21 protein-coding genes are annotated in these 23,172 nt (G+C 60.5%); 8 read left to right on the top strand and 13 right to left on the bottom strand.

What is annotated here, in order from left to right:
- Positions 1-25: 25 nt before the first annotated feature.
- The 4 genes from G3O01_RS22685 to G3O01_RS22670 all read right to left on the bottom strand — a co-directional run bounded on the left by G3O01_RS22685 (position 26) and on the right by G3O01_RS22670 (position 3,735).
- Positions 26-226, bottom strand: a complete 201-nt coding sequence (locus G3O01_RS22685; RefSeq protein ID WP_205807679.1) for a hypothetical protein — start codon at positions 224-226, stop codon at positions 26-28.
- A gap of 120 nt (positions 227-346) precedes the next feature.
- On the bottom strand, positions 347-1,525 hold the full coding sequence (locus tag G3O01_RS22680) for a lactonase family protein (RefSeq protein ID WP_241024189.1): 1,179 nt from the start codon (positions 1,523-1,525) through the stop codon (positions 347-349).
- Positions 1,526-1,647: 122 nt separating this feature from the next.
- Positions 1,648-2,565 (bottom strand): helix-turn-helix domain-containing protein, encoded by a 918-nt coding sequence (locus G3O01_RS22675; protein ID WP_205807677.1) that lies wholly within the window; start codon positions 2,563-2,565, stop codon positions 1,648-1,650.
- 183 nt (positions 2,566-2,748) lie between these two features.
- Entirely contained in the window at positions 2,749-3,735 is a 987-nt protein-coding gene (locus G3O01_RS22670) for a porin (RefSeq protein WP_241024187.1), read from the bottom strand.
- Here G3O01_RS22670 and G3O01_RS22665 point away from each other — a divergent pair.
- The 5 genes from G3O01_RS22665 to G3O01_RS22645 all read left to right on the top strand — a co-directional run bounded on the left by G3O01_RS22665 (position 3,734) and on the right by G3O01_RS22645 (position 9,390).
- On the top strand, positions 3,734-4,012 hold the full coding sequence (locus G3O01_RS22665) for a hypothetical protein (RefSeq protein WP_205807674.1): 279 nt from the start codon (positions 3,734-3,736) through the stop codon (positions 4,010-4,012). The two genes, G3O01_RS22670 and G3O01_RS22665, sit on opposite strands and share 2 nt — an antisense overlap.
- A gap of 374 nt (positions 4,013-4,386) precedes the next feature.
- Entirely contained in the window at positions 4,387-5,370 is a 984-nt protein-coding gene (locus G3O01_RS22660; RefSeq protein ID WP_205807671.1) for a hypothetical protein, read from the top strand.
- 194 nt (positions 5,371-5,564) lie between these two features.
- Positions 5,565-6,872, top strand: coding sequence for an MFS transporter (locus G3O01_RS22655; RefSeq protein ID WP_205807669.1), 1,308 nt, complete (start codon positions 5,565-5,567; stop codon positions 6,870-6,872).
- 159 nt (positions 6,873-7,031) lie between these two features.
- Complete coding sequence (locus G3O01_RS22650) at positions 7,032-8,567, top strand: methyl-accepting chemotaxis protein (RefSeq protein WP_205807667.1); 1,536 nt, start codon at positions 7,032-7,034, stop codon at positions 8,565-8,567.
- 88 nt (positions 8,568-8,655) lie between these two features.
- The gene (locus tag G3O01_RS22645) at positions 8,656-9,390 is read left to right on the top strand and encodes a metallophosphoesterase family protein (protein WP_205807658.1); all 735 of its coding nucleotides are present in this window, start codon (positions 8,656-8,658) and stop codon (positions 9,388-9,390) included.
- 48 nt (positions 9,391-9,438) lie between these two features.
- On the opposite strand, the gene G3O01_RS22640 is transcribed toward G3O01_RS22645, so the two are convergent.
- The 9 genes from G3O01_RS22640 to G3O01_RS22600 form a co-directional block, all read right to left on the bottom strand.
- On the bottom strand, positions 9,439-11,283 hold the full coding sequence (locus G3O01_RS22640) for a PD40 domain-containing protein (RefSeq protein ID WP_205808191.1): 1,845 nt from the start codon (positions 11,281-11,283) through the stop codon (positions 9,439-9,441).
- 194 nt (positions 11,284-11,477) lie between these two features.
- Entirely contained in the window at positions 11,478-12,374 is an 897-nt protein-coding gene (locus G3O01_RS22635; RefSeq protein ID WP_205807656.1) for a phosphate ABC transporter substrate-binding protein, read from the bottom strand.
- Between the two features lie 34 nt (positions 12,375-12,408).
- Complete coding sequence (locus G3O01_RS22630; protein WP_205807654.1) at positions 12,409-13,266, bottom strand: aldolase/citrate lyase family protein; 858 nt, start codon at positions 13,264-13,266, stop codon at positions 12,409-12,411.
- Positions 13,267-13,306: 40 nt separating this feature from the next.
- The gene (locus G3O01_RS22625) at positions 13,307-14,293 is read right to left on the bottom strand and encodes a protocatechuate 3,4-dioxygenase (protein WP_205807652.1); all 987 of its coding nucleotides are present in this window, start codon (positions 14,291-14,293) and stop codon (positions 13,307-13,309) included.
- Between the two features lie 62 nt (positions 14,294-14,355).
- Positions 14,356-15,642, bottom strand: a complete 1,287-nt coding sequence (locus tag G3O01_RS22620) for an MFS transporter (RefSeq protein WP_205807650.1) — start codon at positions 15,640-15,642, stop codon at positions 14,356-14,358.
- Positions 15,643-15,722: 80 nt separating this feature from the next.
- Complete coding sequence (locus G3O01_RS22615; RefSeq protein ID WP_205807649.1) at positions 15,723-16,571, bottom strand: amidohydrolase family protein; 849 nt, start codon at positions 16,569-16,571, stop codon at positions 15,723-15,725.
- A gap of 23 nt (positions 16,572-16,594) precedes the next feature.
- Entirely contained in the window at positions 16,595-17,620 is a 1,026-nt protein-coding gene (locus tag G3O01_RS22610) for an amidohydrolase family protein (RefSeq protein ID WP_205807647.1), read from the bottom strand.
- Between the two features lie 20 nt (positions 17,621-17,640).
- Positions 17,641-18,618, bottom strand: a complete 978-nt coding sequence (locus G3O01_RS22605; protein ID WP_205807645.1) for an ABC transporter substrate-binding protein — start codon at positions 18,616-18,618, stop codon at positions 17,641-17,643.
- A gap of 170 nt (positions 18,619-18,788) precedes the next feature.
- On the bottom strand, positions 18,789-19,814 hold the full coding sequence (locus G3O01_RS22600; protein ID WP_205807634.1) for a porin: 1,026 nt from the start codon (positions 19,812-19,814) through the stop codon (positions 18,789-18,791).
- 417 nt (positions 19,815-20,231) lie between these two features.
- On the opposite strand from G3O01_RS22600, the gene G3O01_RS22595 reads away from it, so the two are divergent.
- The 3 genes from G3O01_RS22595 (at position 20,232) to G3O01_RS22585 (ending at position 23,100) form a co-directional block, all read left to right on the top strand.
- Positions 20,232-20,966, top strand: a complete 735-nt coding sequence (locus G3O01_RS22595; RefSeq protein WP_205807632.1) for an ABC transporter substrate-binding protein — start codon at positions 20,232-20,234, stop codon at positions 20,964-20,966.
- Between the two features lie 131 nt (positions 20,967-21,097).
- On the top strand, positions 21,098-22,084 hold the full coding sequence (locus tag G3O01_RS22590; protein WP_205807630.1) for an alpha/beta hydrolase: 987 nt from the start codon (positions 21,098-21,100) through the stop codon (positions 22,082-22,084).
- Between the two features lie 122 nt (positions 22,085-22,206).
- On the top strand, positions 22,207-23,100 hold the full coding sequence (locus tag G3O01_RS22585) for a LysR family transcriptional regulator (RefSeq protein ID WP_205807628.1): 894 nt from the start codon (positions 22,207-22,209) through the stop codon (positions 23,098-23,100).
- Positions 23,101-23,172: the final 72 nt, after the last annotated feature.

Genomic DNA, 23,172 nt, shown 5'->3' with positions numbered 1-23,172 from the left:
TGTTCACTCGAAAGATCCAGGCCCATCACTCCGGCGCGACTTCCCCAATCAGATGAAACATCTCGAGCGTATATCCCATGCTGAAGTAGCCCGCGCACGCATACGTGGCGATCCGTTCGAGGCGCTCGGGATCGTCGCGCAGTGGCGCCGTTTGCTGCTTCTGAAAGATTGATTCCAGCGGCCGCGTTATGACCCGACGGTACAACGATACGAAGCTCATCGACATGATGCGCGCTCCTGCCCGTGACTATATCCATCGAATCTAGTCACCCGCGCGCTCATGCGCAAACAAGCATTTCTGCAATGCTTTGCAAGGCACTGCAAAAGGTCACGCGATACCAGCCTGTTACTTCACGAACGCAATGCTGACAGGTGTCGGCATATCGACCGATTCTCCCGTGTTGGCCAGCATGCCCGTTGCGGTGTCGATGCTGAATACGCTGACTTTGCCGTTACGCTGATTCGCCACCAGCATCCATTTTCCGGATGGATGAATCGCAAAACCCCACGGCTTGTCGCCACCCGACGAAATGCGCTGCATCTCCGAAAGCGTGCCCGACCCGGCATTCACGCGATACACCACCAGTTCGTTCTCTCCGCGGTTTTCCACGTAGACGAAGCGGCCATCGCGACTCAGCGCAATTTCAGCGCCGCTTTTTACGCCCTGAAACGACGTACTGCTGACAGGCAGCGTTTGCACGAGCGTCAGCCGCGCGTTCGCCGCGTCCCAGCGCAGCACCATGACTTCCGCCGACAATTCGGTGAGAAGGTAGGCAAGCTTTCCATCGGACGCAAATGCGATATGGCGAGGTCCACTGCCAGCCGGTGCGACGAACGGAGCCGGACCAGACGAGGCATCGCCCAGCAGCGCATGCGTCGCGGGATCGTAGCGATAAATGAACACGCGATCGGCGCCGAGATCGGGAACGAGTACATATCGGCCCGACGGATCGATCACTGCGCTGTGCGCATGCGCGCTCGCCTGCCTGCGGTTCGGCCCGGAACCCGTCTCCTTGATCGTCGATATCAGCGAGCCCAGGCTTGCGTCGGCGTTGACCGTGATGCTCGACACAGAGCCGCCACCAAAATTCGCGGCAAGCAATGTCGTTGCACGCTCGTCCAGCCACAGATTCGTGGTGCCGCTGCCGCCAGCGGGAACCGCGTTCATTTTCGTCAGCGCGCCCGTCGCGCGGTTCACGGCGTAGGCGGTAACGCTGCCTTCCCGCGTGTTGTCGTCATCGACGGAATAGAGCGCGGGCAGTTGTGGATGCGCAGAAACCCACGTCGATTTCGGGCCCTGCGCGACAACGCCGATCTCATTCAGCGCGCCCGTCGCGGTATCGAAGCGCAGCGCGCGAATCCGGCTCTCTTGCGTGCCGACGTAGACGAGATCGGATTGCGAATCTTTCGAGTGTGTGTCGACGCTCGTGCATGCGCCGATCAACCCCGTCAGCGACATCAACGCAGTCAATGCAGCGACGAATCCGTAACGCGTCAGCCTGTCTCTCTGGGAGGATCGAATCATTACCAGTTAGCAGCGAGAACAAATAGGCCAAGCGTAGTGGAATTGCAATCGTGCGTCCTTGCACAAAAATTGGATTCGCCGGTACTTTTTCGAGCTGGGCGCTATGACGCGCCTGCCAGGGGCTATTGTCGGGCTGCCGAGCGGAACTGACTCGGCGCCTGCCCCACTTCCCGGCGGAAGAAGCGCGTGAAGTACGCGGCATCCGCGAAGCCAAGACCGAAAGCGATCTGCTCCACCGACATGTTTCCGAAGATCAGATCGCGCTTGGCCTCCGTGATGATGCGCGCGTGGATCATCTTGGTCGGGCTCTGCTCCGTCGCAGAAGCGCAGGCGGCACGAAGCTGCACCAGCGACACCGCCATCATCGACGCATAGTCCTGCAGCGCCAGATTCTCGCGGTAATGCTGGTCGATCAGCTTGCGAAAGCGGTCGACAAGGCGAATATCGTTGCGCGTCGCGTTCTCGCTGCCCGTCTGGTCGAGCCGCGCTTCGCGAAGCAGTATCAGCAGCAGCGTCGTCAGCAAGGCTTCCGTGCCGACCACTTGCCCCACCGCGTCCGACTCGACTTCGTCCTTCAGGCGCTGAATCAGGCTGTAGAACGCCTCGCCTGCGTCGGCGGAATCCGGGAACGGAATCATCCGGGGCGCGGCCCACAGTTCGATGAATTCATGCAGCTTGGCGTTCACTTGCGTCAGATAGGCGACCTCGATCGTCACGACCCATCTGTCGACATCCACCTCGTAGTCGAGCCCGTGAACGCATTCGGTCGGCAACAGCAGTGCGCACGGGCCTTCGAACGGCACGCTGCTGCCTTCCAGGTTCATCACGCCGCGCCCGCCACGAACGAAGATGATCTGACCGTACGCCGGATGCGCGTGAGGTTCGGTGCGCCAGCGGCCGCGGTCCGTCACGTGCCCGACATGCACGAACCAGTGCTTTTCTTCGGGGCGTTCGACATACAAACGGACCTTCGGAACGGTGGCGTGCTTCGCCTTGTCGTTCAGCCTGGGTTGAACTTTTGCCATCGCACTGTACGTCATGATGTCTCTCCGACGGCTGACCGATCAGGAATCGGCCGCCATCGTCATTTCAGCAACTCAGCACCTCGCGGTGCCGATCTGCTTGATTTACCGTCTCCACGTTGCTCTCCATATTCCCACACCGTTGCGCGCGCAGTCACTTGCGATTTACCCGCACGCCTCTACGTCACCCGCGTTCCTGCGTCAGAACGTGTGCACCATGCCAAGCGTGATGCCGCGAGTATCGTTGCCGGGCGCAACCGTTACGCCCGTATAGGCCGTGCCGTTCAGCGTGAATTTGGCCTGGTTGCGATTCTGGATGAACCCCGCCGACGCATACAGCGTCGTCCTCTTTGAAAGAAAGTGTTCGTAAGCAAGACCCACTTGCTGCGCGTTGTTGCCCTGCCCCGTTCGATCGTGCGCATAGCCGTACATCAACGCAAGCATATCGGCGGGGCCGAACAGATACGACCCCGATGCTTCGTAGACGTCGCGCTTCGTGCTGTTGTCGGTTTGACGTTCCGTGTGATACGCCAGATAGAAGCGCGCCGCCCCTACTCCCATAGACGCACCGGCATTGAAAATCTTCAGTATCGACGTACCCGCTGCATTGGCCGCCTGCTCGTAGCCAGCCGCTGCGCGGAACGGTCCGTTCACATAGCGGACAGCCGCGTTATAGAACTGCAACCCGTTGGTTGGCTTCGTCGTTGAATCGCGCATGGCGACCATGAACTGCGCAGTCAGTCCGTAGACAGTCGGCGTGAAGTACGAGATCGCGTTGTTGACCCGCACGGTCAGGCTGTTGAAGTTGTTCATCGGCGAAGCGATGCTCATCACGGCAAGCGGGTCGAGCTCGGGGTTCATGAAGATGTATTGCGGCGTGTTCTGAAGCCCGAAACGCATTTCGCCGAAACTGCCCGACATGCCGACCCATGCCTGCCGGTTGAAGGCTGCCGCAGAGTTCGAAGCCGCGCCCGTCACGCCCGAAAAGCCCTGCTCCAACTGAAAGTTGACATGCAGGCCGCCACCGATATCCTCACTGCCCTTCAAGCCATAGCGGCTCGCGAACAGTCCGCCCGACTCCGCGCGCGTCACGGCGCCCGAACCCGGATTCTGATACTCGATCCCATTGTCGATCACGCCATACAGCGTGACGGCAGATTGCGCAAAGGCGATGTCGGCGGCGCACATGCATGCAACGCCTGATGCAACAGCGATCAGCTTCTTCATTTCGTCTCCGGACAGCTTCTTTTTCTGGAACCAGCCGAATCGCCGCGAGCACGCGACTCATGGAAAACCCAGCTATGCGGTTCAGTTGATTAAATTCGTAGAGCTGATTGCGTCGCTTGCGCTGCTGCGCGGCGAGACGACCGGTTTTGCTGGCGGAGCGCGTTTCCGGTTCGTAGAGAAGTGGAAGGAGACAGAACGGGTTCAACGCCTCGCAGCGAGTGCAAAGCGACAGCGTTGACTGGGTCGGCATGGCCGGGCAATAGCGTCTCCTGTTGACTTCGCTCACCGGCAACCTCGACACGCTTCGAGTCGCCGGACGCATTGTCTTGTGAGAGCAAGAATAGGTTTGAAGCGCCCGCACGTCCCTACACAAAACACAGATTCGCTGGCATTTTTTTTAACACCGTCTTTGGACGCAGCGTCTGAACTCATCGCACAAAAATGCCAGCGAATCTGATTTTTGTGTAAAGGCAAACGTCGACACGTTCAATAGTATTTGTTCACACCGCGACACCATTTTTCCATGTTGATTCGTTGAACGACGAGTTGGCGGGGCGGCTGGATCGAGAGCCGAAAAGCGGGGTTGATAACAAATCCACATTGGACGGAGACATGAAACACATACCGGTAGCTTTGCGCGCCTCGCTTGTTGGCGCAGCCATGTTCTGTTGCCTGAACCAATCCAGTTTCGCGGAGGTCTACACCGCGCCCGCCACGTCGGCGCCACAAGATGCGCCGCAAAAGCAGCAGACACCGGCTAATGCGGTTGCGCCGCTCACCGCACCGAGTCTGAAGTCAGGCGAAGAACCCGGCGAGCCGCCCGTGTCGTGGAACGATACGTATATCGGCTACCGCTACGGTAACGACTTTCACTATCCGGGCATGAGCAGCAAGATCGTGCAGAACATCGGCTATCTCACGACGACGGGCGGCTTCCGCTTCGGCAGCTACGCATTCAATGTCGATTACCTCGTCTCCAATGCAGCGAATCCCGAAGCGGGCGGACCGTCGTCGGGTGGAGCGCAGGAGGTCTACAGCATCGGCCGCGTCGAACTGAGCGCCGGCAAGATTCTCGGAAAGCCCGTTGGCATCGGCATCATTCGCGATGTCGGCTTCACAGGCGGCTTTGAGTTCGGCTCGAAGAACGATTCGTACGCGGAGCGCGCGCGTATGCTCGTATTCGGCCCGACAATCGAGTTCGCATTGCCGCGCGGCTTTTTGAATCTGACGGCAGGCGCGCGTACTGAAAGCAATCACAACGGCATTACCGGCGTGGACGTGCATTTCCATACTGCGTGGCACGTCGAAAGCTCATGGCTCTTTCCGTTCAGGGCCGGCCCCGTTCCCTTTATTTTCCGCGGCTTTGCGAGCGTGACGGGCCCGAAAGGCAAGGACGGCTTCGGCGTCGAGACGACAACCGAATTCCTCACGCGCGTGTCGCTGCTCGCGGATCTCGGCTCGTTCGCCGGTCATCCTCGTGCGGTCTATGCGGGTGTCGGCTATGAATACTGGCATCACATGTACGGCACGCCAACCAGCGAAACCGCCGGCACTATTACGTCGGCGCCGATGCTGATGGCCGAAATCCATTTCTGACCGGCAGCGTTATCGAGCATCGAAAATGGCGACCCTTACAGCGGGTCGCCATTTTGCATTGCGCGCTTTCAATCGACACAACCGCTCGCGACTTCTGTAGGCTATGTCCCTATGGATCGCTCCCCTGGTCCGGCGCGTCTCGACGCGCGCCTTCATGGCCAACCCGGCGCAGCGAGCCTTATCTCAGGAAGTCTATGGCAGCGAATCCACTGAAGCATTCAAGGGCCGAGAACCCGTGGGGCATTCTGGTCCTTCTCGCGGCAGGGCTTCTGATTTCGTTCGTCGACCGCACGAGCCTGTCTTCCGCACTCGCCGACAGAAGTTTCGTTCATGAGTTTGCGCTGACGAACGTCGAGCGCGGCTGGCTCAATTCGGCGGTGTTCTGGTCGTATGGTCTCTTTCAGATGCCGATGGGCTGGCTCGTCGACCGATATGGCGTGAAGTGGCCTTACGCGATCTGCTTTCTGCTCTGGTGTATAGCCGCGGCAGCCACGGGCGTCGTGACGACACTATCGGCGTTGATCGTCATGCGTCTTCTGATCGGCGTCGCCGAATCGATCGTCATTCCCGCGACCTATCGTTATCTTGCGGACCACTTCGAAGAGACACAGAAAGGCACCGCACTCGGCATCTTTTCGATTGGCGGCAAGATGGGGCCCGCGCTCGGTGCGCCGATTGCCGCATGGATGATCGTGACGTATTCGTGGCAAGTCATGTTCATTGCGACGGGACTCGTTGGACTGATCTGGCTGGTGCCATGGCTCTTGATGCTGAGAAACGATTACCCGTCCCGGGAAGAACTCAAAACAGCCGTCATGCGCGCGTCATCGGTGCCGCTGAAAAATCTTCTGGCAAGTCCGGTTGTCTGGGGCGGATTGATCAACAACTTCTGCTACAGCTATTTCGCCTTCTATTGCATGACCTGGATGCCCGCATATCTGGTCGAGCAACGCGGACTTTCTCTGGAGAAATCCGGCCTCTACACCTTCTTCAGTTTCGCGGGCATTGCAATCGTCGCCGCTATCGCGGGGTGGGCCGCGGACAGAATCATCGCGCGTGGCAACGACGCTGTGATCGTGCGCAAGTCGTTCATTGTGGCCGGGTTTATGGGTGGAACGACTGTTCTACTCGGCGCGTATGCGACCTCGTTGCAAACAGCACTGTTCTGGAATGTGCTGTCGCTATCGTTGCTCGGCCTCGTCACCGCGAACAACCTCGCACTCGTCAAACTGACCTTGATCCCGAAGCAGGCCGTCGGTTTGAACACCGGCGTGCAGCAGGTCGCCACCAGTCTTGCGGGCGGCGTATCGGCGAGCCTGTCGGGCTGGTTGCTGCATGTGGGCGGCAACTATGAACTGCCGATGCGCGCGATCTTCGTGTTCCTGCTGGTCGGCGCAACGAGCACGGTCGTGCTGCTCCAGCGCAAATGGGCGCCGAAGGTCAACGTCATCGCCCCCGATGCGCGTCCAGCAGAAGCACCAACCCCTGCCGATCAAGCCTGACCTCTTCATTCCCAGCAGCGCGCAAGCCGCGCTTCGTCCGTCTTCGCGATAAGAAAAACTGAGCGCGATATCGCATATTTCGAAACCGTCCTGCACTCAATTTATCGGCCCATCAGCCGATAAACCTTGCAGAGCCCTAACGATTCCAACCGCAAGACAATGAAGATTTCTACCCGACTGATCGTGCTGGTCACGGCAGCACTCCTGGGCATGGCATGTGTCGTCGCTATTTCGCTGCATGAGTTGAGCAATGCATTGATTGCCACCCGTAAAGCCGAGGCCGTCAATCTTCTGACGAAAGCAGAACACATGATCCAGTCTTATCGCGAGCTCGAAGCGAACGGCAAGATGACGCGCGACGAAGCGCAGGCAGCTGCAAAGCGCGCGCTGAATGCACTCAACGCCGACAAGAAGAGCTATTACTGGGTGATGAATCCCAACGGCCTGATGCTCGTGCATCCCGTGGATGAACTGGTTGGCCGGCGCATGGTCGGCAAAGGCGCGCTGCCGGGAGAAACGGATCTGGATGCATACGGGCGCGGTTTGTCCAGCAGCCACTATGCACTCGTCGATGTATTGATCCAGCGCTCGCAGAACGGCAAGTACGAGGCGAAGCTGCAAGGCATCGTCGCAGTGCCGGAATGGAACTGGTGGGTCGGCACCGGCTTCTTCTACGACGACATCGATGCAGCCTTCTGGCGCACCGCGACGCGGCTAATTGCGATTTCAGCGGCGATTTTCGTGGTGGTGTGCGTGATGGCGTGGTTCATGACGAAGAGCATCCGCAAGACGCTCGGCGGCGAGCCCGCCGATGCCGCCGCATTCGCCGCGCAAATCGCGGCAGGCAATCTCGCCGCCGAGATCGATCTTGCATCGGCGGGCAGCGGCAGTCTGATGCTTGCGTTGCACGAGATGAAGCTTAAGTTGCGCGAACTCGTGCGCGATATCCAGCTAACGAGCGAATCCATCGCAACGGGCTCGAGCGAAATCTCGCAAGGCAACACCGACCTGTCGCAACGCACAGAGGAACAGGCGGCTTCGCTGCAGGAAACGGCTGCGAGCATGGAACAGCTCACGACGACGGTACAGCACAACGCCGACAACGCGCGCCAGGCCAGCCAGCTTGCCGTGCAGGCATCGGCAGCGAGCCGGAGCGGCGGTGAAGCAGTGGATCAGGTGGTCGGCACGATGCAGGGTATCGTCGAGCAGTCGCGCAAGATTGGCGACATCATCGGCGTGATCGAAGGCATCGCGTTTCAGACCAACATTCTCGCGTTGAACGCGGCCGTCGAAGCGGCGCGCGCGGGCGAGGAAGGCCGCGGCTTCGCGGTCGTCGCAGGCGAAGTGCGTTCGCTCGCGCAGCGCAGCGCGTCGGCGGCGAAGGACATCAAGGCGCTGATCGAAACATCGGTTGCACGCGTCGACGAAGGCACCGGACAGGTTGCAGAAGCCGGCGAGCGGATGCGCGAAATCCTGCAATCGATCGCGCGTGTCAGCGACATCATGGGCGAGATCGCGGCGGCATCGACGGAACAGAGCACGGGCATCGAACAGGTCAATCGTGCTGTCTCGCAGATGGACGAAGTCACGCAGCAGAATGCCGCGCTGGTCGAACAGGCTGCGGCCGCAGCGGCATCGCTCGACGATCAGGCTGCGCGTTTGCGTGCTTCTGTTACGCAGTTCCGGTTGAGTTGAGTGGCGCCGCGCGTCGGTTGGACGCGCAGGGCCGGATCGTCGACAATGAAAAGTCATGTCGATTCGGCCACCGTTGCCCTCACACACCATGAAGATTGCAGCACTATCGGACATTCACGGTAATCTCGCCGCGCTCGATGCCGTGCTGGATGACGTGCGCCAGCAAGGCGCCGACGTGATCGTCAATCTCGGCGACATTCTGTCTGGCGCGCTGTATCCGTCCGAAACCGCCGACCGGCTGATTCCTCTCGCGCTGCCCACTATCCGCGGCAATCACGAGCGTCAGCTTCTCGCTGAAGACACTGCGCGCATGGGTTTGTCCGACCGTTTCGCGCACCGCGCGCTCCGCGCCGATCAGCTCGCCTGGATACGCGCTTTGCCCACCACGCTGCGACTGGACCACGACGTTCTGCTCGTGCACGGCACGCCCGAAAGCGATCTTGATTACTTTCTCGAAACGGTGACCGCGAACGGCTGTCGCCCGGCAACTCAGGATGAAGTCGAGTCTCGCGCAGGCGCCGCCGATGCAAGCTTGATTCTCTGCGGCCACACGCATCTGCAACGTTCGATGCAACTGCCCGATGGCCGCCTGATCGTCAATCCCGGCAGCGTCGGATTACAGGCCTATGCGGACGACCGCCCGTTCCCGCATCGCATGGAAATGCGGTCGCCGCATGCTCGCTATGCGAACGTAACGAGAACCGCATCGGGATGGAACGTCGAGTTTCGTTCAGTCGAGTATGAATGGAACAAGGCCGCCGATGTGGCAGCCTTGAATGGTCGATCCGATTGGGACATTGCGCTTCGCAGCGGGTATTGCTGAAGTCTTGTGCGGATGACCAGAGCGCAGAACGCGCTCTGGTCGTCACGCTCAGGGATTGGGAATGTACATCGGCATGGCTTCTTCCCACAGCGTATCCGTGATGGCGTGCTGATCGGAGCCGTCGGCGTTCATCACCCAGTTCTGGCCGTCTGGCTGGAAGCTGTTGTCGTAGAGCGCAAGCTCATCCCGGAAGCCATACGTGCCCGAGCTATACGCGATGCGGCCATCCCACGTCCACACCGCGTGGCCCTGATTCGAACCATCGTCGGTCAGGCGGCTAAGCCCGGTGCCATCCGGCTTGATCGTGAACACGTCGTAGTTGAACTTGTTCGGATCGCTCGGGTTGATCTGCTTGCGCGTAAAGACGATCTTCGTGCCATCCGGCGACCAGCCCGGCAGATTATCCGCTTCGGTGGTCAGAACAGTCGTGGTGCGCGTCTCCAGATCGAGAATGCGCAGTCCTTGCACCTTCTGACTCCACACGCGATAGACGATCTTCTTGCCGTCCGGCGAGTAGCTCGGGAAACCGGCATTGATCGAACCATCCGTCAGGAATTCCGGATGTCCGTTCATGCTGCCATCGGCCTTGATCCGCACGATGCGACCCGGACCCGCACCACGCGTGAAGAACCAGTCACCCACGCCGAATGCAACCCATTCCCGGTCCGGTGACCACGTCGGCTGGAAAGCGCCTGCCAGACCCTTCTTGACCATGTCCGCGTCGAGCCCGCTCGTCGACGGATCGTAGATGCGCGTATAGCCGGAGAAATCGGGGTTGATGATCGCAATCGACGAATTGATCGCCTTTTCCGTGTACACGAGCTTCTTGCGATCGAGCGACAGTTGCGGGAACACGTCGATGTACTTGTAGTTCCAGTTGCGATCGAAGCTGAAAAGCGGTGTACCGTTCGCGCGCGCCGGGCGGAAGGTTACCTTCTCGTAGACCATCTTGCTGCCGTCCGCCGAATAATGGGGCGAGCGGATGCCCGTGCCAGCCGTCGAACGGAACGTGCCTGCTGTCGTGTAGATGCCTTCCGTATCGCCGCCCTTGACGTGATACGCGACGTTGGTCGCGCTCACGTATTGCGGAAACACTTTCAGGCCGGGCGTCGACGTCAATGTTGTCCGAGCCAGGCTCGACACATCCACCGACACCACTTGCGAACTAACCGAATTGATCCCTTCAGGACGATGCGCGCCCCACGTCGACTCAACCGGCGTTTCGTAAAACACGACCTGCTTGCCATCCTGCGACCACGACGGCGAACCTTCGTCGAAGCCCGGATTGCTCGCGAGTTTCTTCCACCCTGAGCCATCGGGCCGGATCAGATAGATGCTGCTTTCCTGCGTGCGTTCCCAGCCGACGGGCAGGTTATGGCCGCGCCAGTCCGAGCCGATATCCGACGACAACGCAATCCACTTGCCATCCGGCGACCACGACGGGCGGAAATAGCTATGCGGCTTGCCCGCGTCGAACGGAATCGAACCCGTGACGTTCTTCAGCGCGCCCGTGGCGATATTCAGCGTCCAGATATTGGTCGTGCCGAAACCCGCTTCGCCCTTGCGCGACGAAACGAACGCGATGATGTTCGGATCGGTTGGGGAAATGGCAGCGGCATCGTCGACGGCGATGTGGTCGGTCAAACGTTGCAGGCCCGTCCCATCGATCTTCACGCGATACAGATTAGATTGACCAAGCCCATCGCGCTCCGACGTGAACACGACCCACTGGCCGTCCTTCGAAAACGAAGCGTGATAGTCGAAGCCATCGCTTGCGATCAGCCGGTGTTCACCCGTGCCATCGGCGTTCGAGACGTACAGCTCGGACGTCACCGGTCCGATGCGATTGAGCAGCAGGTCCCCGTTCTGCGCTGCATCGGCTACAACCGGCATCACGATGCACGCGCCGACAGCGGCAATGCACGCCAGCAGTCTCTTGAAAGACGAAGTCAAATACACAGCGAAATGCCTCCAGTTAATTATGCGTCGGAGAGCGGCTATCACTGCCGCGCCGCTCCTGCGTCTCCATTGTCATGAGCGCTTTGTGTTTCTGTCTCTTACTGCGCCTTGCGGTATCCCCGTCGCGATTACGCGAGACTGCCCGTCGTGTCGTCGAACAGTTCATCCACCGTCAGACGATGCGGAATGATCTTCTGATCGAGCGCCCAGTCGATTGCGAGCTGAATGCCCTTGCGGTTCGCCTCGAGCCCGATCGGCGGGAATACGGCAGGCACGCCGCCTTCCGTCTGCGCACGGCTCTCGACGATCATCCGGTACAGTTCGCGCACGATATCCGGCCGCTTCTTCGACAGGTCTTCGTGCACGACGAACATATGATTGATGGGGACCACGCCTTCACGCACGAACCAGTCTTTCGCGGCCGCCTGCGCGTCGGGCACGAGCGTGCGCACGCGCGGATCTTTCGGCATGTCCTCGCCTAGCAGCGCTGCGCTCAGTTGGCCGTCGAGCATCATTTGCGGAATCGACGACCCTGCAGGCAGGCGCTCGCAATTGTTCGGATCGCGATATTCGGCGAGGTGCCCGTCGCCGAGCGTCATCCACGTGACCTTGTCGAGATCGACGTTGTATTCGTGACGCAGAATGCCGCGAATCCACAGCGCGGTAGTCTGCGTGTACGTGCGCACGCCGACCTTCTTGCCTTCGATATCCTTCGGATCCAGATGACCGAAGTCGATATTGAAGCCCGCGCAATGATGCTGGAAGCGGCCCGAGATCGGCGCGGGCAGCAGGACGTAGGGCTTGCCATACGCTTTGGCCTGGAGGAACGTCACGATCGCGAGTTCACCCGCATCGAACCTGTTCTCGCGCACCATCGCCTTGAAGCCGTTGTGCGCGGGCGTCGGGCCGCAGAAGTCGAGATTGACGATATCCGACGCAACCCGCCCTTCCTTGATCGCCTTCGTCACCGGGTAAGTGGCGAGGTTGGTGCGCAGCGTCGGCACTTCAGTGAGAGTCGTAGTCATGGTTGTGCGTCCTTGTGCCTGAATAAACGACTATTCAATAACCCGCCATTTCGCGCGCCATGCCGACCACGCCATAGCTCTTCAGCGGCGCCGACATCAGGAAGCGATAACCTTCTTCGAGCAAGCGCTTGTGATTCTTCGCGTTCACATGCGGATTGCCGACCACCACGTTGTGCTTGTGGCAAATCGAAACGATCTGCCGCATTGCATCGGCGACGACGGGATGCTCGTAGTCGCGCGGAAAACCGAGTTGCTGGCTGAGATCGCCTTCGCCGATCAGGATGAAGCCGATGCCGGGCACATTCGACAGAATGTCGTCGAGGTTTTCGATTGCCTCGGTGCTCTCGCACATCAGGCCAACGAGAATTTCGCCTTGCGGCGCGAGCGGCCACACATCGGCCTTCCTGTAGTAGTCCGCCATGCTCAAACCCCAATAGCGCGCGGCCGTTGCGGGACCATCGCCGCGGATGCCTTTCGGCTCGTACAGCGGCGCATTGTTGGGCCGTGCATAGCGGCACGATGCGACCGCGTTATACGCCTGCTCGACCGTCGATACATGCGGCCACACCACGCCATATGCGCCGCGATCGAGCACCTGCTTCGCGAATGCCTGGTTCATTTCCGCGCCGTTGGCGGGAATGCGGGCAATCGGCGTCACGCGCGGCGCAACCGATCCCGATTCGACGATCTGCTTTCGGCTCAGCATGTACTGCAACGCATCGCCGAGCGCCGACACGTCGTACGGGTTGTGTTCCATCTCGAAGACGATGCCGTCGTACGGCGCGTCGCTCATCTCGATGGCCGACTGCTTGTCCAGTTTGGAAAAGGCGGCAAATGCAGGCTTGCCGGATTCGAAAGCGCGAATGATGCTGTTCAGGCGCGTGTCGCTCATGGTCTTGACTCTCTGTTGAATGGTGTAGATGCGATGCGAATCAGTCGGCGGCTTTCCAGTACATGAAGCCCATGCCTTCGCCGGTTCCGGCAGGCGTGCGCCAGCACGGCACGTAATCGACCAGCGTCATCTGCGCGCCCGTTTCCTGCACGGCCTTCATCACGCTCACGTAGAGCTTGATTTCCGACGTGCCCGACTGATACGAGCGGTTGTCCACGGCAGCGAGGCCGTCGTAGTCGTACTCGGCCAGCATCTTCATGATGCTGTGATCGAACTCTTCGTCATTGACGAAGTGCGACAGCCCGCCCGACGCGAAGATGCCCACGCGCACGTCTTCGGGCCACGCGGTGATCGCATCGCGCAGTACGCGGCCAAACTTGATGCAGCGCGACATCGAAGGCTGCGTCGGCGGATAGAAGCAGTTCATGATGATGGGCACATGCGGCGGCGGATCGTCGCTCATGATCTGGTGGTACACAAAGCTGTACGCATGCGGCACCACGGGATACTCGGGCAACGGCTTCATCCACACGTTGTCGGGCCACGCGAACAGATCGGTCAGATCGAAGTTTTCTTTCTGGAAGTGCTCGATCAGATACGTCGCGAGCTGCGGATGGCACTTGTGCGTGACATGGTGATCCGGCGCATACACCGAGCGTTGCGGCGGACCGTTGTGCACTTCCTCGCCGCTGTAGATCGCGATCGACGGAGAGAAGTCCGTAAAAATCTCCTTCTGGTCCTTGCCCAGAATGATCGCGACATCGACCTTCGCTTCACGATACGCAGCCGCCATGTCGTCGAGCGCGGCGCGGCAGCGTGCTGCACGCGCGGTGCGTTCTTCCAGCGTCAGGTATTTTTCGAATGCAGCCTCGCGGTGCGCTTCCAGTTCCGGATAGGTCCACGTCCGGTTGCGATACCACAGCTCCGGATTATTGCGGTCGCGCTCGCCGTTCTTGAGCCAGTCTTCCGGTGCCTGACCCAGCATGCCGCTGTGCGGCACTGCCATCCCGAATACGATCTTCGCCATGTATGGTTTCTCAATGATTGACTATGTTCTTCAGGGCCGAAGGTCCCGGCCTTGCTCTATGACTAGGCCTGACGTAGCGAGCCTTGCGCCTCGCTCACTTTCGGCGCCCATTCAGGGCGATACAGGATCAGCGTGGCCGTCGCGCCGATCAGCAGGAAGCCGAGGATCACCATCATCGGCAGGTCGTAACTTCCGCTGACATGCAGCAGCCATCCCGACAGGCTCGCGGCGATACCGCCCGCGAGACTCGTCGCGACCTGCTGCACGCCCGTGACGAGACCGATTGCCTGCTTCGGAATCAGCGTGAGGCGCGACAGCACCAGGTTGTTCGCGGTGACGAAGCCGAGCAGCGACAGCGACAGCACGTTCCAGAACAGCGCCATATCCACGGTGTGCGCATACGCGCCGAGCAGCACCGTGCATCCGCCGAAGAAACCCACCACGGTGAATGCCTTGCGCACGCGGATCGGGTCGTGTCCTCTCGCGATCACGCGGTCGGCGGCCCATCCCGCGAGCGCCGCGACGATCGCGATTCCCGCGAAGCTGAAGAACGTGAACAGGCCGGAGCGCGAGATCGACAGATTGCGTTGTTCGACGAGATACGCGGGCATCCACGTCATGCAGTAGAACGTGAAGTAGCCGTAGCAGAAGTTGGTGATCATGCCGCCCCACACGACGGGGCTCGCCAGGACGCTTCCAATACCCACCGAACACGCACTGCGATTCTTCGTTGCGAGTTCAGCCTTCGACGGCAGATCGTTGCGCACCAGCAGCAGCCATGGTGCGAGCCAGATCAGCCCGACGAGCCCCGTCGCGATGAACATGATCTGCCACGAGTAATTGACGATGAACCACGCGCCGACGGGCGCGCCGAGCGCCGGACCGAACTTGTTGCCCATCGCGAGAATGCCGACGGCGAGACCGTTCTGGCTTTCGTCAAAGTTGTTGCGGATCCAGCGGTAGCTCGCCGGAATCACGATCGCTTCCGCCATGCCGATGATCAGACGCATCACCACGAGACTCGTGAGCGCCGTCACGGCGCCCATCAGCGCCGTCGCCACACACCACAGCGCAAAGCTGATCGCGTAAGGCCACTTCACGCCATAGCGGTCCGCCACCCAACCCATCGGCACCTGAAACAGACCGTACGACCAGAAGAAGGCCGCGTTGATCCAGCCGCGATCGATATCCGTCAGCCCGAAATGCCGGATGAAGCCCGCGTCGGCGAGCGTCGACGAAATGCTGGTGCGGTCGATAAAGGAAACCAACACGCCGATCGCAAGGAGCGCGAGTGTCGCCCAGCGGCTCCCGCTTCCTGGTCGCCCAGATTTGTTTGTCTCCATCTGCATTGTCTCTTCCGTTTGATTGTGTTCTGCGTGCTGCCTCGGGCCGGACGGGTCGCGCCTTTGGGGACGCGACCCGTCGTGCGTCAGGCCAATGCCGGATACAGCTTTTGCGCCGTCTTGCCGAAGATCCACGCGCGGTCTTCATCGTTCAGGCTTGCAAGACCCGCCTGCGCCGTCGCGAGAATCTCGCCGAGCGTGCCCGGCGACGTCGGGAAGTTCGAGCCCCACGCCATCCGTTGCGCGCCGAATGCGGCGACCACGCGCGGGAAGAACGTTTCGGCGCTCGCCTTTTCCTTCTTCACGTCGCCGAAAATGCGCGGGGTGAGCTTCAGGTAAATGTTATCGAGCGGCGCGAGATCGAACAGGCTTTGCGCGGCCGCGTAAGGCGCGCCGTCGGCCACTTCGGGGCGCCCGAGGTGATCGAGGATGATCGCCACATTCGGAAAGCGCTTCGCGAGCGCGGTCACTTGCGGCAGACCGATCGGGCCCGTCTGGATGCACATCGGCAGGCCGAATTCGCCGCACAGTTCCCACGCCGGGAATGCACGCGGATCGTCGAGTTCGCTCGGGTCGAAGTCCTTCGTGCTGCCGCCTGTGAACAGACGCAAACCCGCCAGGCCGCGTCCGACCGATTCGCGAATGCGCTTCGGCGCATCTTCCTGCAAGACGTCGACCGAACCGACGGCCACGAGGCGATCCGCGTATTGCGCGCAGCCATCGACTACATAGCTGTTGTCGAAGCCATAGGTGGTCGACGAATGGACTACGGCGGCCTTCGCGACACCGGCTTCGTCCATCGCGGCGATCAGCGTTTCGACGGTCGTCGGACGCTCCTTCGACCACTCGGAACGCTTGCCGAACAACGGCGCGGGCGGGTAACGGCCTTCGTCATCGGAGATGATGTGCGGGTGGATATCAACGATTGAAGTCATGAATGTCTCTGTGTCTGTCTTCGTTACTTGCCGCGTGCTTTCAGTCGCGCATCGAGGCGCGGATACACGCGCCGCGCGTTGCCTTCGAAGATCTTGAAGCGGTCTTCGTCGTTCAGTGCCGGGCAGGCGTCGATATAGCGCTTGGTGTCGTCGAAATACTGGCCTGTCGCCGGATCCTTCCCGCGCACCGCGCCGATCATTTCGGAGCCGAACAGCACGTTGTCGGACGGAACCACCTTCGTCAGCAACTCGACGCCCGGCTGGTGATACACGCACGAGTCGAAGAAAATGTTGTTCAGCAAGCCTTCGAGCGGACGCTCGCGCATTTCCAGCGACATCCCGCGATACCGGCCCCAGTGATACGGCACCGCGCCGCCGCCGTGCGGAATCACCAGACGCAGCGTCGGAAAGTCCTTGAACAGATCGCCTTGCAGCAGTTGCATGAACACCGACGTATCCGCGTTCAGGTAATGCGCGCCCGTGCCGTGAAAGCACGGATTGCACGACGCGGCGACGTGAATCATCGCGGGCACATCGAGATCGACCAGCGCTTCATAGAGCGGATACCATTCGCGGTCGGTCATCGGCTTGCCGGTCCAGTAGCCGCCGGTCGGGTCCGGGTTCAGGTTGCAGCCGACAAAGCCCATCTGCTCGACACAGCGGCGCAGTTCCTTGACCGAATTGCTAGGCGCCGCGCCCGGCGATTGCGGCAACTGGCACACCGGCGCGAAGTTGTCCGGATACAGTTCCGTCACGCGATAAACGAGATCGTTCGATACTTTCGCCCATTCGAGGCTCGTACGCTCGTTGCCGAGGTGATGGCTCATCAGGCCGGCGATCGGCGAGAACAGCGTGAGGTCGCTGCCGCGTTCGCGTTGCAGCTTCAACTGACCGTTGCCGATCGCTTCGCGGATTTCGTCGTCGCTCACAAAGGCGCCGTCACGCGACGGCGCGTTGGCCGGATCGTTCGCGAACTCGACCTGTTTGGCGCGCCAGGCGCGGAAGGATGCGGGGACGGTCGTGAAGTGACCGTGGCAATCGATAATCATGGTGTCTCCGTTCTTTCTGCTCAGCGCGCCTGCGGGTCGACGAAGAGTTCGCCGATCGACATGCGGCGCGGCGTCAAGCCTTGCTTGAATGCAGTGGCTTCCAGCGTTTCGATGGTCTTGAGGTTTTCCTGCAGGCCGTACGGCAGCGGGTCATGGCCGACGATCTTGCGCAGTTCGAGGTATTTCTTGTCGCTGGCGCTGGTGGCTTCGCCTGCATCGAGACGCGCGAGCCATTCTTTCTTGGCCTGTGCGAACGCATCGAAAATCGACTTCGCGATCCACGGATGCTCGGCCAGCACCGAGTCCTTCACGACGATCGTGCCGTGCATCGGATAGACGCCCGTGCGCTTGTAGTATTCGGTTTCGAGTTCGGCGGCATTCGGCAGCAGATCCGGATAGTCCGCTTCGACTTCCTTCCAGCCGCCCGTCGGCGCGCCCGTACGGCCGATACCGGCCGCCGCCGCAAATCCCGCCGACAGTTCGCGCTTCTCCATCATTTCCGCGAGCGAGCTGCCAGCGGGCGCGTGAATCACGTTCGACGGCAGCTTGAGCTGCGTGACGTGCTCTTCGTCGTCGACAACCCACGTCACTTTCGACGAATCGAGGCCGAACTCGTCGATCAGCACCTGACGCGTCCACACGCCCGTCGTCACCGAGTAAGCGCGCACGCCGACTTTCTTGCCTTCGAGATCCTTCGGCTCCTTGATGCCCGCATCCGGACGCACCAGCAGCCCGCCGTGATGGAAACGCCGCACGACGAAGATCGGCAGGCCGACAAAAGGCGCGCCGTAAGCACGCGCGATGATGTACGTCGTCGGTGCCAGTTCGCACACATCGAACTCGACATCGCGCACCATCCGGCGAAACGCGCCGATCTGCGGCTTCACGGTGATGAACTCCGCGTCCACGCCTTCGATGGGAATGGAGCCGTCACGAATGGCCGATGTATGCGGATGCTCAGCGATCGCAATTTTGAGCGGGACTTTCCTGGTCAACATCCTCTCCTTGGTTGATCGTCGCCGGCGGCTGGATCAGCGCCTGGCGACTCGTCTCGATGGGATGAGAATATTTGACCGGCCTCGCCGTGTCCCTACACAAAATGCAGATTCAATGGCACTTTTGTGGGAGGTGCGTGGGGGCTGGATCGGGCCCGTATTCGGGTCTTGTGTCAGAACCGGTGCACGATCCCGATGATCACGCCGCGCACGTTAGCGCCGGGCGCGACGTCGATGCCGGAATATTCGGTGCCGTTCAGCGTGAACTGCGCCTGGTTACGGTTCTGGATAAAGCCCGCAGAGGTGTACACGGTGGTGGCCTTGGAGAGGAAATACGCGTAGGTCAGGCCCACTTGCTGCGCGTTGTTGCCCTGGCCGGTGCGGTCGTGCGCGTAACCGTACATCAGCGAAAGCCGGTCGAACGGGCTGAACGAGTACGAACCGGACAAGGCGTAGATGTCGAGCTTCTCGCTGTTGTCGGACTCGCGCTCCGACTGATACGCGAGATAGACGCGTGCAGTCTTGTTGCCGTATGACGCCACGGTCCTTAAAACGCGTTGCAGCGATGTGCCCGTTGCGTTGCCTTGCTGCTCGTAACCGGCAGCAAGATGAAAGTGCCCGACTACCCAACGCGCGACAGCGTTATAGAACTGGATGCCGTTGGTCGGTCTGGTTGTGTCGTCTCGCATCGCGACCGAGAACTGCGCGGTCAATCCATATGCCGTCGGCGTGAAATACGTGATCGCGTTGCTCGCGCGCACCGATACGTTGTTGAAGTTGTTCAGCGGCGACGCAATGCTCTGCACGCCGACGGCGTCCATTTCCCGATTGAGAAACAGGTATTCGGGCTTCTTCTGCCGCCCAAAGCGCAATTCGCCGAAGCCACCCGACAGCCCGACCCATGCGAGCCGATTGAATGCATCGGCGGGATTCGATGCCTGGCCGTTCACTGCGGAAAAACCCTGCTCGAGTTGAAAGTTCACATGCAGGCCGCCGCCGATATCTTCGTCGCCTTTCATTCCATAGACGGTTGCCGCCAGTCCCCCCGACGATGCGCGCACGACCGATCCCGCGCCGCCGCTTTGATATTCGATGCCGTTGTCGATCACGCCGTAAAGCGTGACGGAAGATTGCGCGTGCGCAGTGCCGAAAACGCAGGCTGACGTGACAGCAGTGCTGAGAAGGGCGAGTTTTTTCATTGTCTCCGGATCTGTTTGTGATGGTGCAAACGCGTTGGCGCGGCTTGACCAGACGCAGCAGCGTTGCGTTATTGATCGAATGCGTACTGATGCGATCGCGCACGGATGCGCGACGGCGAACGTGATGAGCCCGGCGACGCCGGTGAACACGGCTAAAGCCGGGAATGCGAAGAACTACGCGATGGATGACTTATGCGACTCACATGCGAATATCGATGCTTGTGTCGCGTGCGAAGCGCATCGTTTGAAATATCGTCTCCATGAGGTAACGATATTTGAGGAAGGCGTTCGCGTCCCTAGATAAAAGTGAGTTTTGGTGGGACTTTTGTTAGCCGATTTTGTTAGCCGAAACCAAACAGGATTATTCTTGACCCTTTGAACCGCGACCGTCGACAACACGGCCGCCACGGAGCATCCATGACTATCGATTCATCCGTCGTCACCGCGTTCACATCCACCGGCAAGGTGCGTGCGTCGATCAATCTCGGCAATCCGATTCTCGCCAACAAAAACGCTGAAACGGGCGAACCGTTCGGCGTGTCAATTGATCTGGCTCGCGCGTTCGCCGAAAGACTCGGTGTCGAACTGGAACTGGTTGTCTTCGATACCGCCGGCAAATCGGTTGAGGCCATCAACGAAGAGCGTGCGGACTTTGGCTTCTTCGCCATCGATCCATTGCGTGGCGAAATGATTGCGTTCACTGCGCCGTATGTGCTGATCGAAGGCTTCTATCTGGTGCGCGACGATTCGCCCGTCAGGACGAATGCCGATGTCGATCAGCCGCACAACCGCGTCGCTGTCGGCAAAGGCAGCGCCTATGACCTGTTCCTGACGCGAGAGCTTAAGGCCGCGCAAATCGTGCGCGCGCCGACTTCTCCTGCTGTCGTGCAGACTTTCCTTGAGCAGAATCTCGAGGTCGCTGCGGGCGTGAAGCAACAGCTCGAAGCCGATGCAAGGAAGGCGAGCGGACTTCGACTGCTCGATGAGCGCTTCATGGTGATCCAGCAGGCAATGGGCACGCCGAAGAGCCGCGGTGAAGCGGCTGCGGCGGCGCTGCATGCGTTTGTCGAAGAGATGAAGGCTTCCGGGTTTGTCGCTGATGCGCTGAAAAGGCACGGAATTGCTGGGGCGTCGGTCGCGCCGAAGGCATAGCCGTCGCACCGGATCGATCTGGCTCACATGTTCGACTGCATCGCACGAGTTCATCGGCGAACGCGTACGTCTCTCTGGCCCGTTGTCCCTACTATCGTTTCCAGTCATCCTTCGGACCGTCTGGAAACATCATGCACAACAAGTTCGTATCCATGCTGCTCGCCGCGTCGATCGTGTTGACGGGCGCGGCGCACCACGCCCGCGCCGCCACCAGCGACGACTATCTGCCCACAAGCTCGACAGCCATCTCCGCCGCGACCGCAAAAGTCCAGGACGGCAAAGTCGATGTGAACGGCGTGCGCTATCACTATCTGCTCGCGCAGGGCAAGAAAGACAGCCCGACTGTCGTGCTGCTGCACGGCTGGGCGTCGACGTCGTACATGTGGCGCTTTGTGATGCCGCAACTCGTCGCGCGCGGTTATACGGTGCTCGCGCCGGACTTGCGCGGCCTAGGCGATACGTCGAAGCCCGCGACGGGCTACGACAAGGCGACCGTCGCGGAAGACATCCACGCGCTCGTAGCAAAGCTCGATCTCGGTCCGCAGGTCAACATCGTCGGCCACGATATGGGCGGCATGGTCGCTTATGCTTACGCCGCGCAGCATCCCGACGAAGTGCGCACGCTCGCCATTCTCGACGTGCCGCTGCCCGGCATCGAACCGTGGGATCAACTCGTGCAATCGCCGCGTACGTGGCACTTCCGCTTTTACTCCGTGCAGGACGTGCCTGAAATGCTGATCGCCGGGCGCGAACTCGAGTATCTGAAGTGGTTTCACAACTCGGAGGCAGTGAACGCCCGAGCCTTCACGCAGGATGTCGAAGAAACCTATGCACGCGAATACGCGATGCCGGGCGCGCTGCGCGCGGGCTTCGAGTACTACCGCGCGTTTGCGCAGGACATCAAAGACAACCGCGCGTTCTCAGCGAAGAAGCTGACGATGCCCGTGCTCGGGATCGGCGGTGCGGGAAGTCTTGGGCCGATCATCGGCGATCAGTTGCGGCACGTGGCAACCAACGTCGAAGCCGTCAATGTGCAAGGCTCGGGGCATTGGGTGGCCGAAGAACAGCCGGCTATCGTGACGAATGCGCTGCTGAAGTTTCTGCCGCCTGCGCGTTAAGTGCTGAAACGCCGCCAACCACGATCGGGGACGCAAAAGCGACGCTGTTAAGATGCCCGCTGACGGACTGTGTCAACAGGTCCGCACAACGAGCCACGAACGTCGACAAGGTCCCCGGCAGCATGCGAATCGATCCGTACAGCCTGGAGCTGTTCATCTCCGTCGTGCAGGAAGGCTCGATCGCGCGGGCAGCGAGTCGCAATCACATTGCGCCTTCCGCGCTGAGCCGGCGCATTGCCGATCTCGAAGCTGCCATGGGTCTTCCTTTGCTGATCCGCTCGCCTTCGGGCGTCGAATTGACGGAGGCCGGCCGTCACGCGTTCTCGCGCGCGGTATCGGTTCACGACCAGTTGCAGTCGCTCGCGCGCGAGGTTCAGTCGCTCAGCGGCCAGGTGGCGGGCGTTGTGCGTCTGTATGCCAATGCATCCGCGATCGTCGGCTTTTTGCCCGAGCGTCTAAAGGCTTTTCAGGCGCGCTACCCGCTGGTTCAGATCGCACTGACCGAGGAAATCAGCGACGAAGTGATCCGCGCGTGTATGGACGACCGTGCGGACGTGGGCATTTGCGCGAGCGGCAAGATACCGGGCGGCCTGGATTGCTGGCACTTCGCCGACGATCCGTTGATGGTCGTGCTCCCGCCGGATCATGAACTCGCCGCCATCGACGCTCCCACATTCAGCGAGGTCATCCGTTTTCCGCTCGTCGCGTTGCAGGCGGGCGGCTCGCTGGATCAGATGCTGAAAGAGCGCGCCGATGCCGTTCGAACGCCGCTCAACGTCTCTGTCACGGTCAACAGTTTCGATGCGCAATGCCGGATGGTCGAAGCGGGACTCGGCATCGGCATCGTTCCGACCAGCGCGGCGTCCGCTTTCGCCGGATCACGCGGTTTCGTGCGACGTCCGCTCGATGAAACATGGGCACGCGGCCGCACGCTGCGGATTCACGCACTGAAGAAGTCGTCACGCCTGAAGGCCGTGCAGGCGCTGATCGATTCGCTCGCGCACTTAGAGGGTTAACGCGGACATCGCGATTTGCGATGTCCCCTTTGCCGATCGAGCACTTCGTTGTCGGTGCCATCGCCGTCTAGA

Origin of the sequence: Burkholderia sp. Ac-20365, from assembly GCF_017104715.1 — a bacterium.
In the GTDB taxonomy this organism is placed as follows: Bacteria; Pseudomonadota; Gammaproteobacteria; order Burkholderiales; family Burkholderiaceae; genus Paraburkholderia.
This window is presented reverse-complemented; position numbering and strand designations above follow the sequence as displayed.

Excerpts from the sequence above, each read along its gene's own strand:
- G3O01_RS22610 (WP_205807647.1), bottom strand. The coding sequence starts at position 17,620 with ATGATTATCGATTGCCACGGTCACTTCACGACCGTCCCCGCATCCTTC.
- G3O01_RS22645 (WP_205807658.1), top strand. The coding sequence starts at position 8,656 with ATGAAGATTGCAGCACTATCGGACATTCACGGTAATCTCGCCGCGCTC.
- G3O01_RS22615 (WP_205807649.1), bottom strand. The coding sequence starts at position 16,571 with ATGACTTCAATCGTTGATATCCACCCGCACATCATCTCCGATGACGAA.
- G3O01_RS22670 (WP_241024187.1), bottom strand. The coding sequence starts at position 3,735 with ATGTGCGCCGCCGACATCGCCTTTGCGCAATCTGCCGTCACGCTGTAT.
- G3O01_RS22660 (WP_205807671.1), top strand. The coding sequence starts at position 4,387 with ATGAAACACATACCGGTAGCTTTGCGCGCCTCGCTTGTTGGCGCAGCC.
- G3O01_RS22625 (WP_205807652.1), bottom strand. The coding sequence starts at position 14,293 with ATGGCGAAGATCGTATTCGGGATGGCAGTGCCGCACAGCGGCATGCTG.
- G3O01_RS22605 (WP_205807645.1), bottom strand. The coding sequence starts at position 18,618 with ATGTTGACCAGGAAAGTCCCGCTCAAAATTGCGATCGCTGAGCATCCG.
- G3O01_RS22680 (WP_241024189.1), bottom strand. The coding sequence starts at position 1,525 with ATGATTCGATCCTCCCAGAGAGACAGGCTGACGCGTTACGGATTCGTC.
- G3O01_RS22585 (WP_205807628.1), top strand. The coding sequence starts at position 22,207 with ATGCGAATCGATCCGTACAGCCTGGAGCTGTTCATCTCCGTCGTGCAG.
- G3O01_RS22685 (WP_205807679.1), bottom strand. The coding sequence starts at position 226 with ATGTCGATGAGCTTCGTATCGTTGTACCGTCGGGTCATAACGCGGCCG.
- G3O01_RS22675 (WP_205807677.1), bottom strand. The coding sequence starts at position 2,565 with ATGACGTACAGTGCGATGGCAAAAGTTCAACCCAGGCTGAACGACAAG.
- G3O01_RS22635 (WP_205807656.1), bottom strand. The coding sequence starts at position 12,374 with ATGACTACGACTCTCACTGAAGTGCCGACGCTGCGCACCAACCTCGCC.
- G3O01_RS22630 (WP_205807654.1), bottom strand. The coding sequence starts at position 13,266 with ATGAGCGACACGCGCCTGAACAGCATCATTCGCGCTTTCGAATCCGGC.
- G3O01_RS22590 (WP_205807630.1), top strand. The coding sequence starts at position 21,098 with ATGCACAACAAGTTCGTATCCATGCTGCTCGCCGCGTCGATCGTGTTG.
- G3O01_RS22620 (WP_205807650.1), bottom strand. The coding sequence starts at position 15,642 with ATGCAGATGGAGACAAACAAATCTGGGCGACCAGGAAGCGGGAGCCGC.
- G3O01_RS22595 (WP_205807632.1), top strand. The coding sequence starts at position 20,232 with ATGACTATCGATTCATCCGTCGTCACCGCGTTCACATCCACCGGCAAG.
- G3O01_RS22665 (WP_205807674.1), top strand. The coding sequence starts at position 3,734 with ATGCATGCAACGCCTGATGCAACAGCGATCAGCTTCTTCATTTCGTCT.
- G3O01_RS22600 (WP_205807634.1), bottom strand. The coding sequence starts at position 19,814 with ATGAAAAAACTCGCCCTTCTCAGCACTGCTGTCACGTCAGCCTGCGTT.
- G3O01_RS22650 (WP_205807667.1), top strand. The coding sequence starts at position 7,032 with ATGAAGATTTCTACCCGACTGATCGTGCTGGTCACGGCAGCACTCCTG.
- G3O01_RS22640 (WP_205808191.1), bottom strand. The coding sequence starts at position 11,283 with ATGCCGGTTGTAGCCGATGCAGCGCAGAACGGGGACCTGCTGCTCAAT.
- G3O01_RS22655 (WP_205807669.1), top strand. The coding sequence starts at position 5,565 with ATGGCAGCGAATCCACTGAAGCATTCAAGGGCCGAGAACCCGTGGGGC.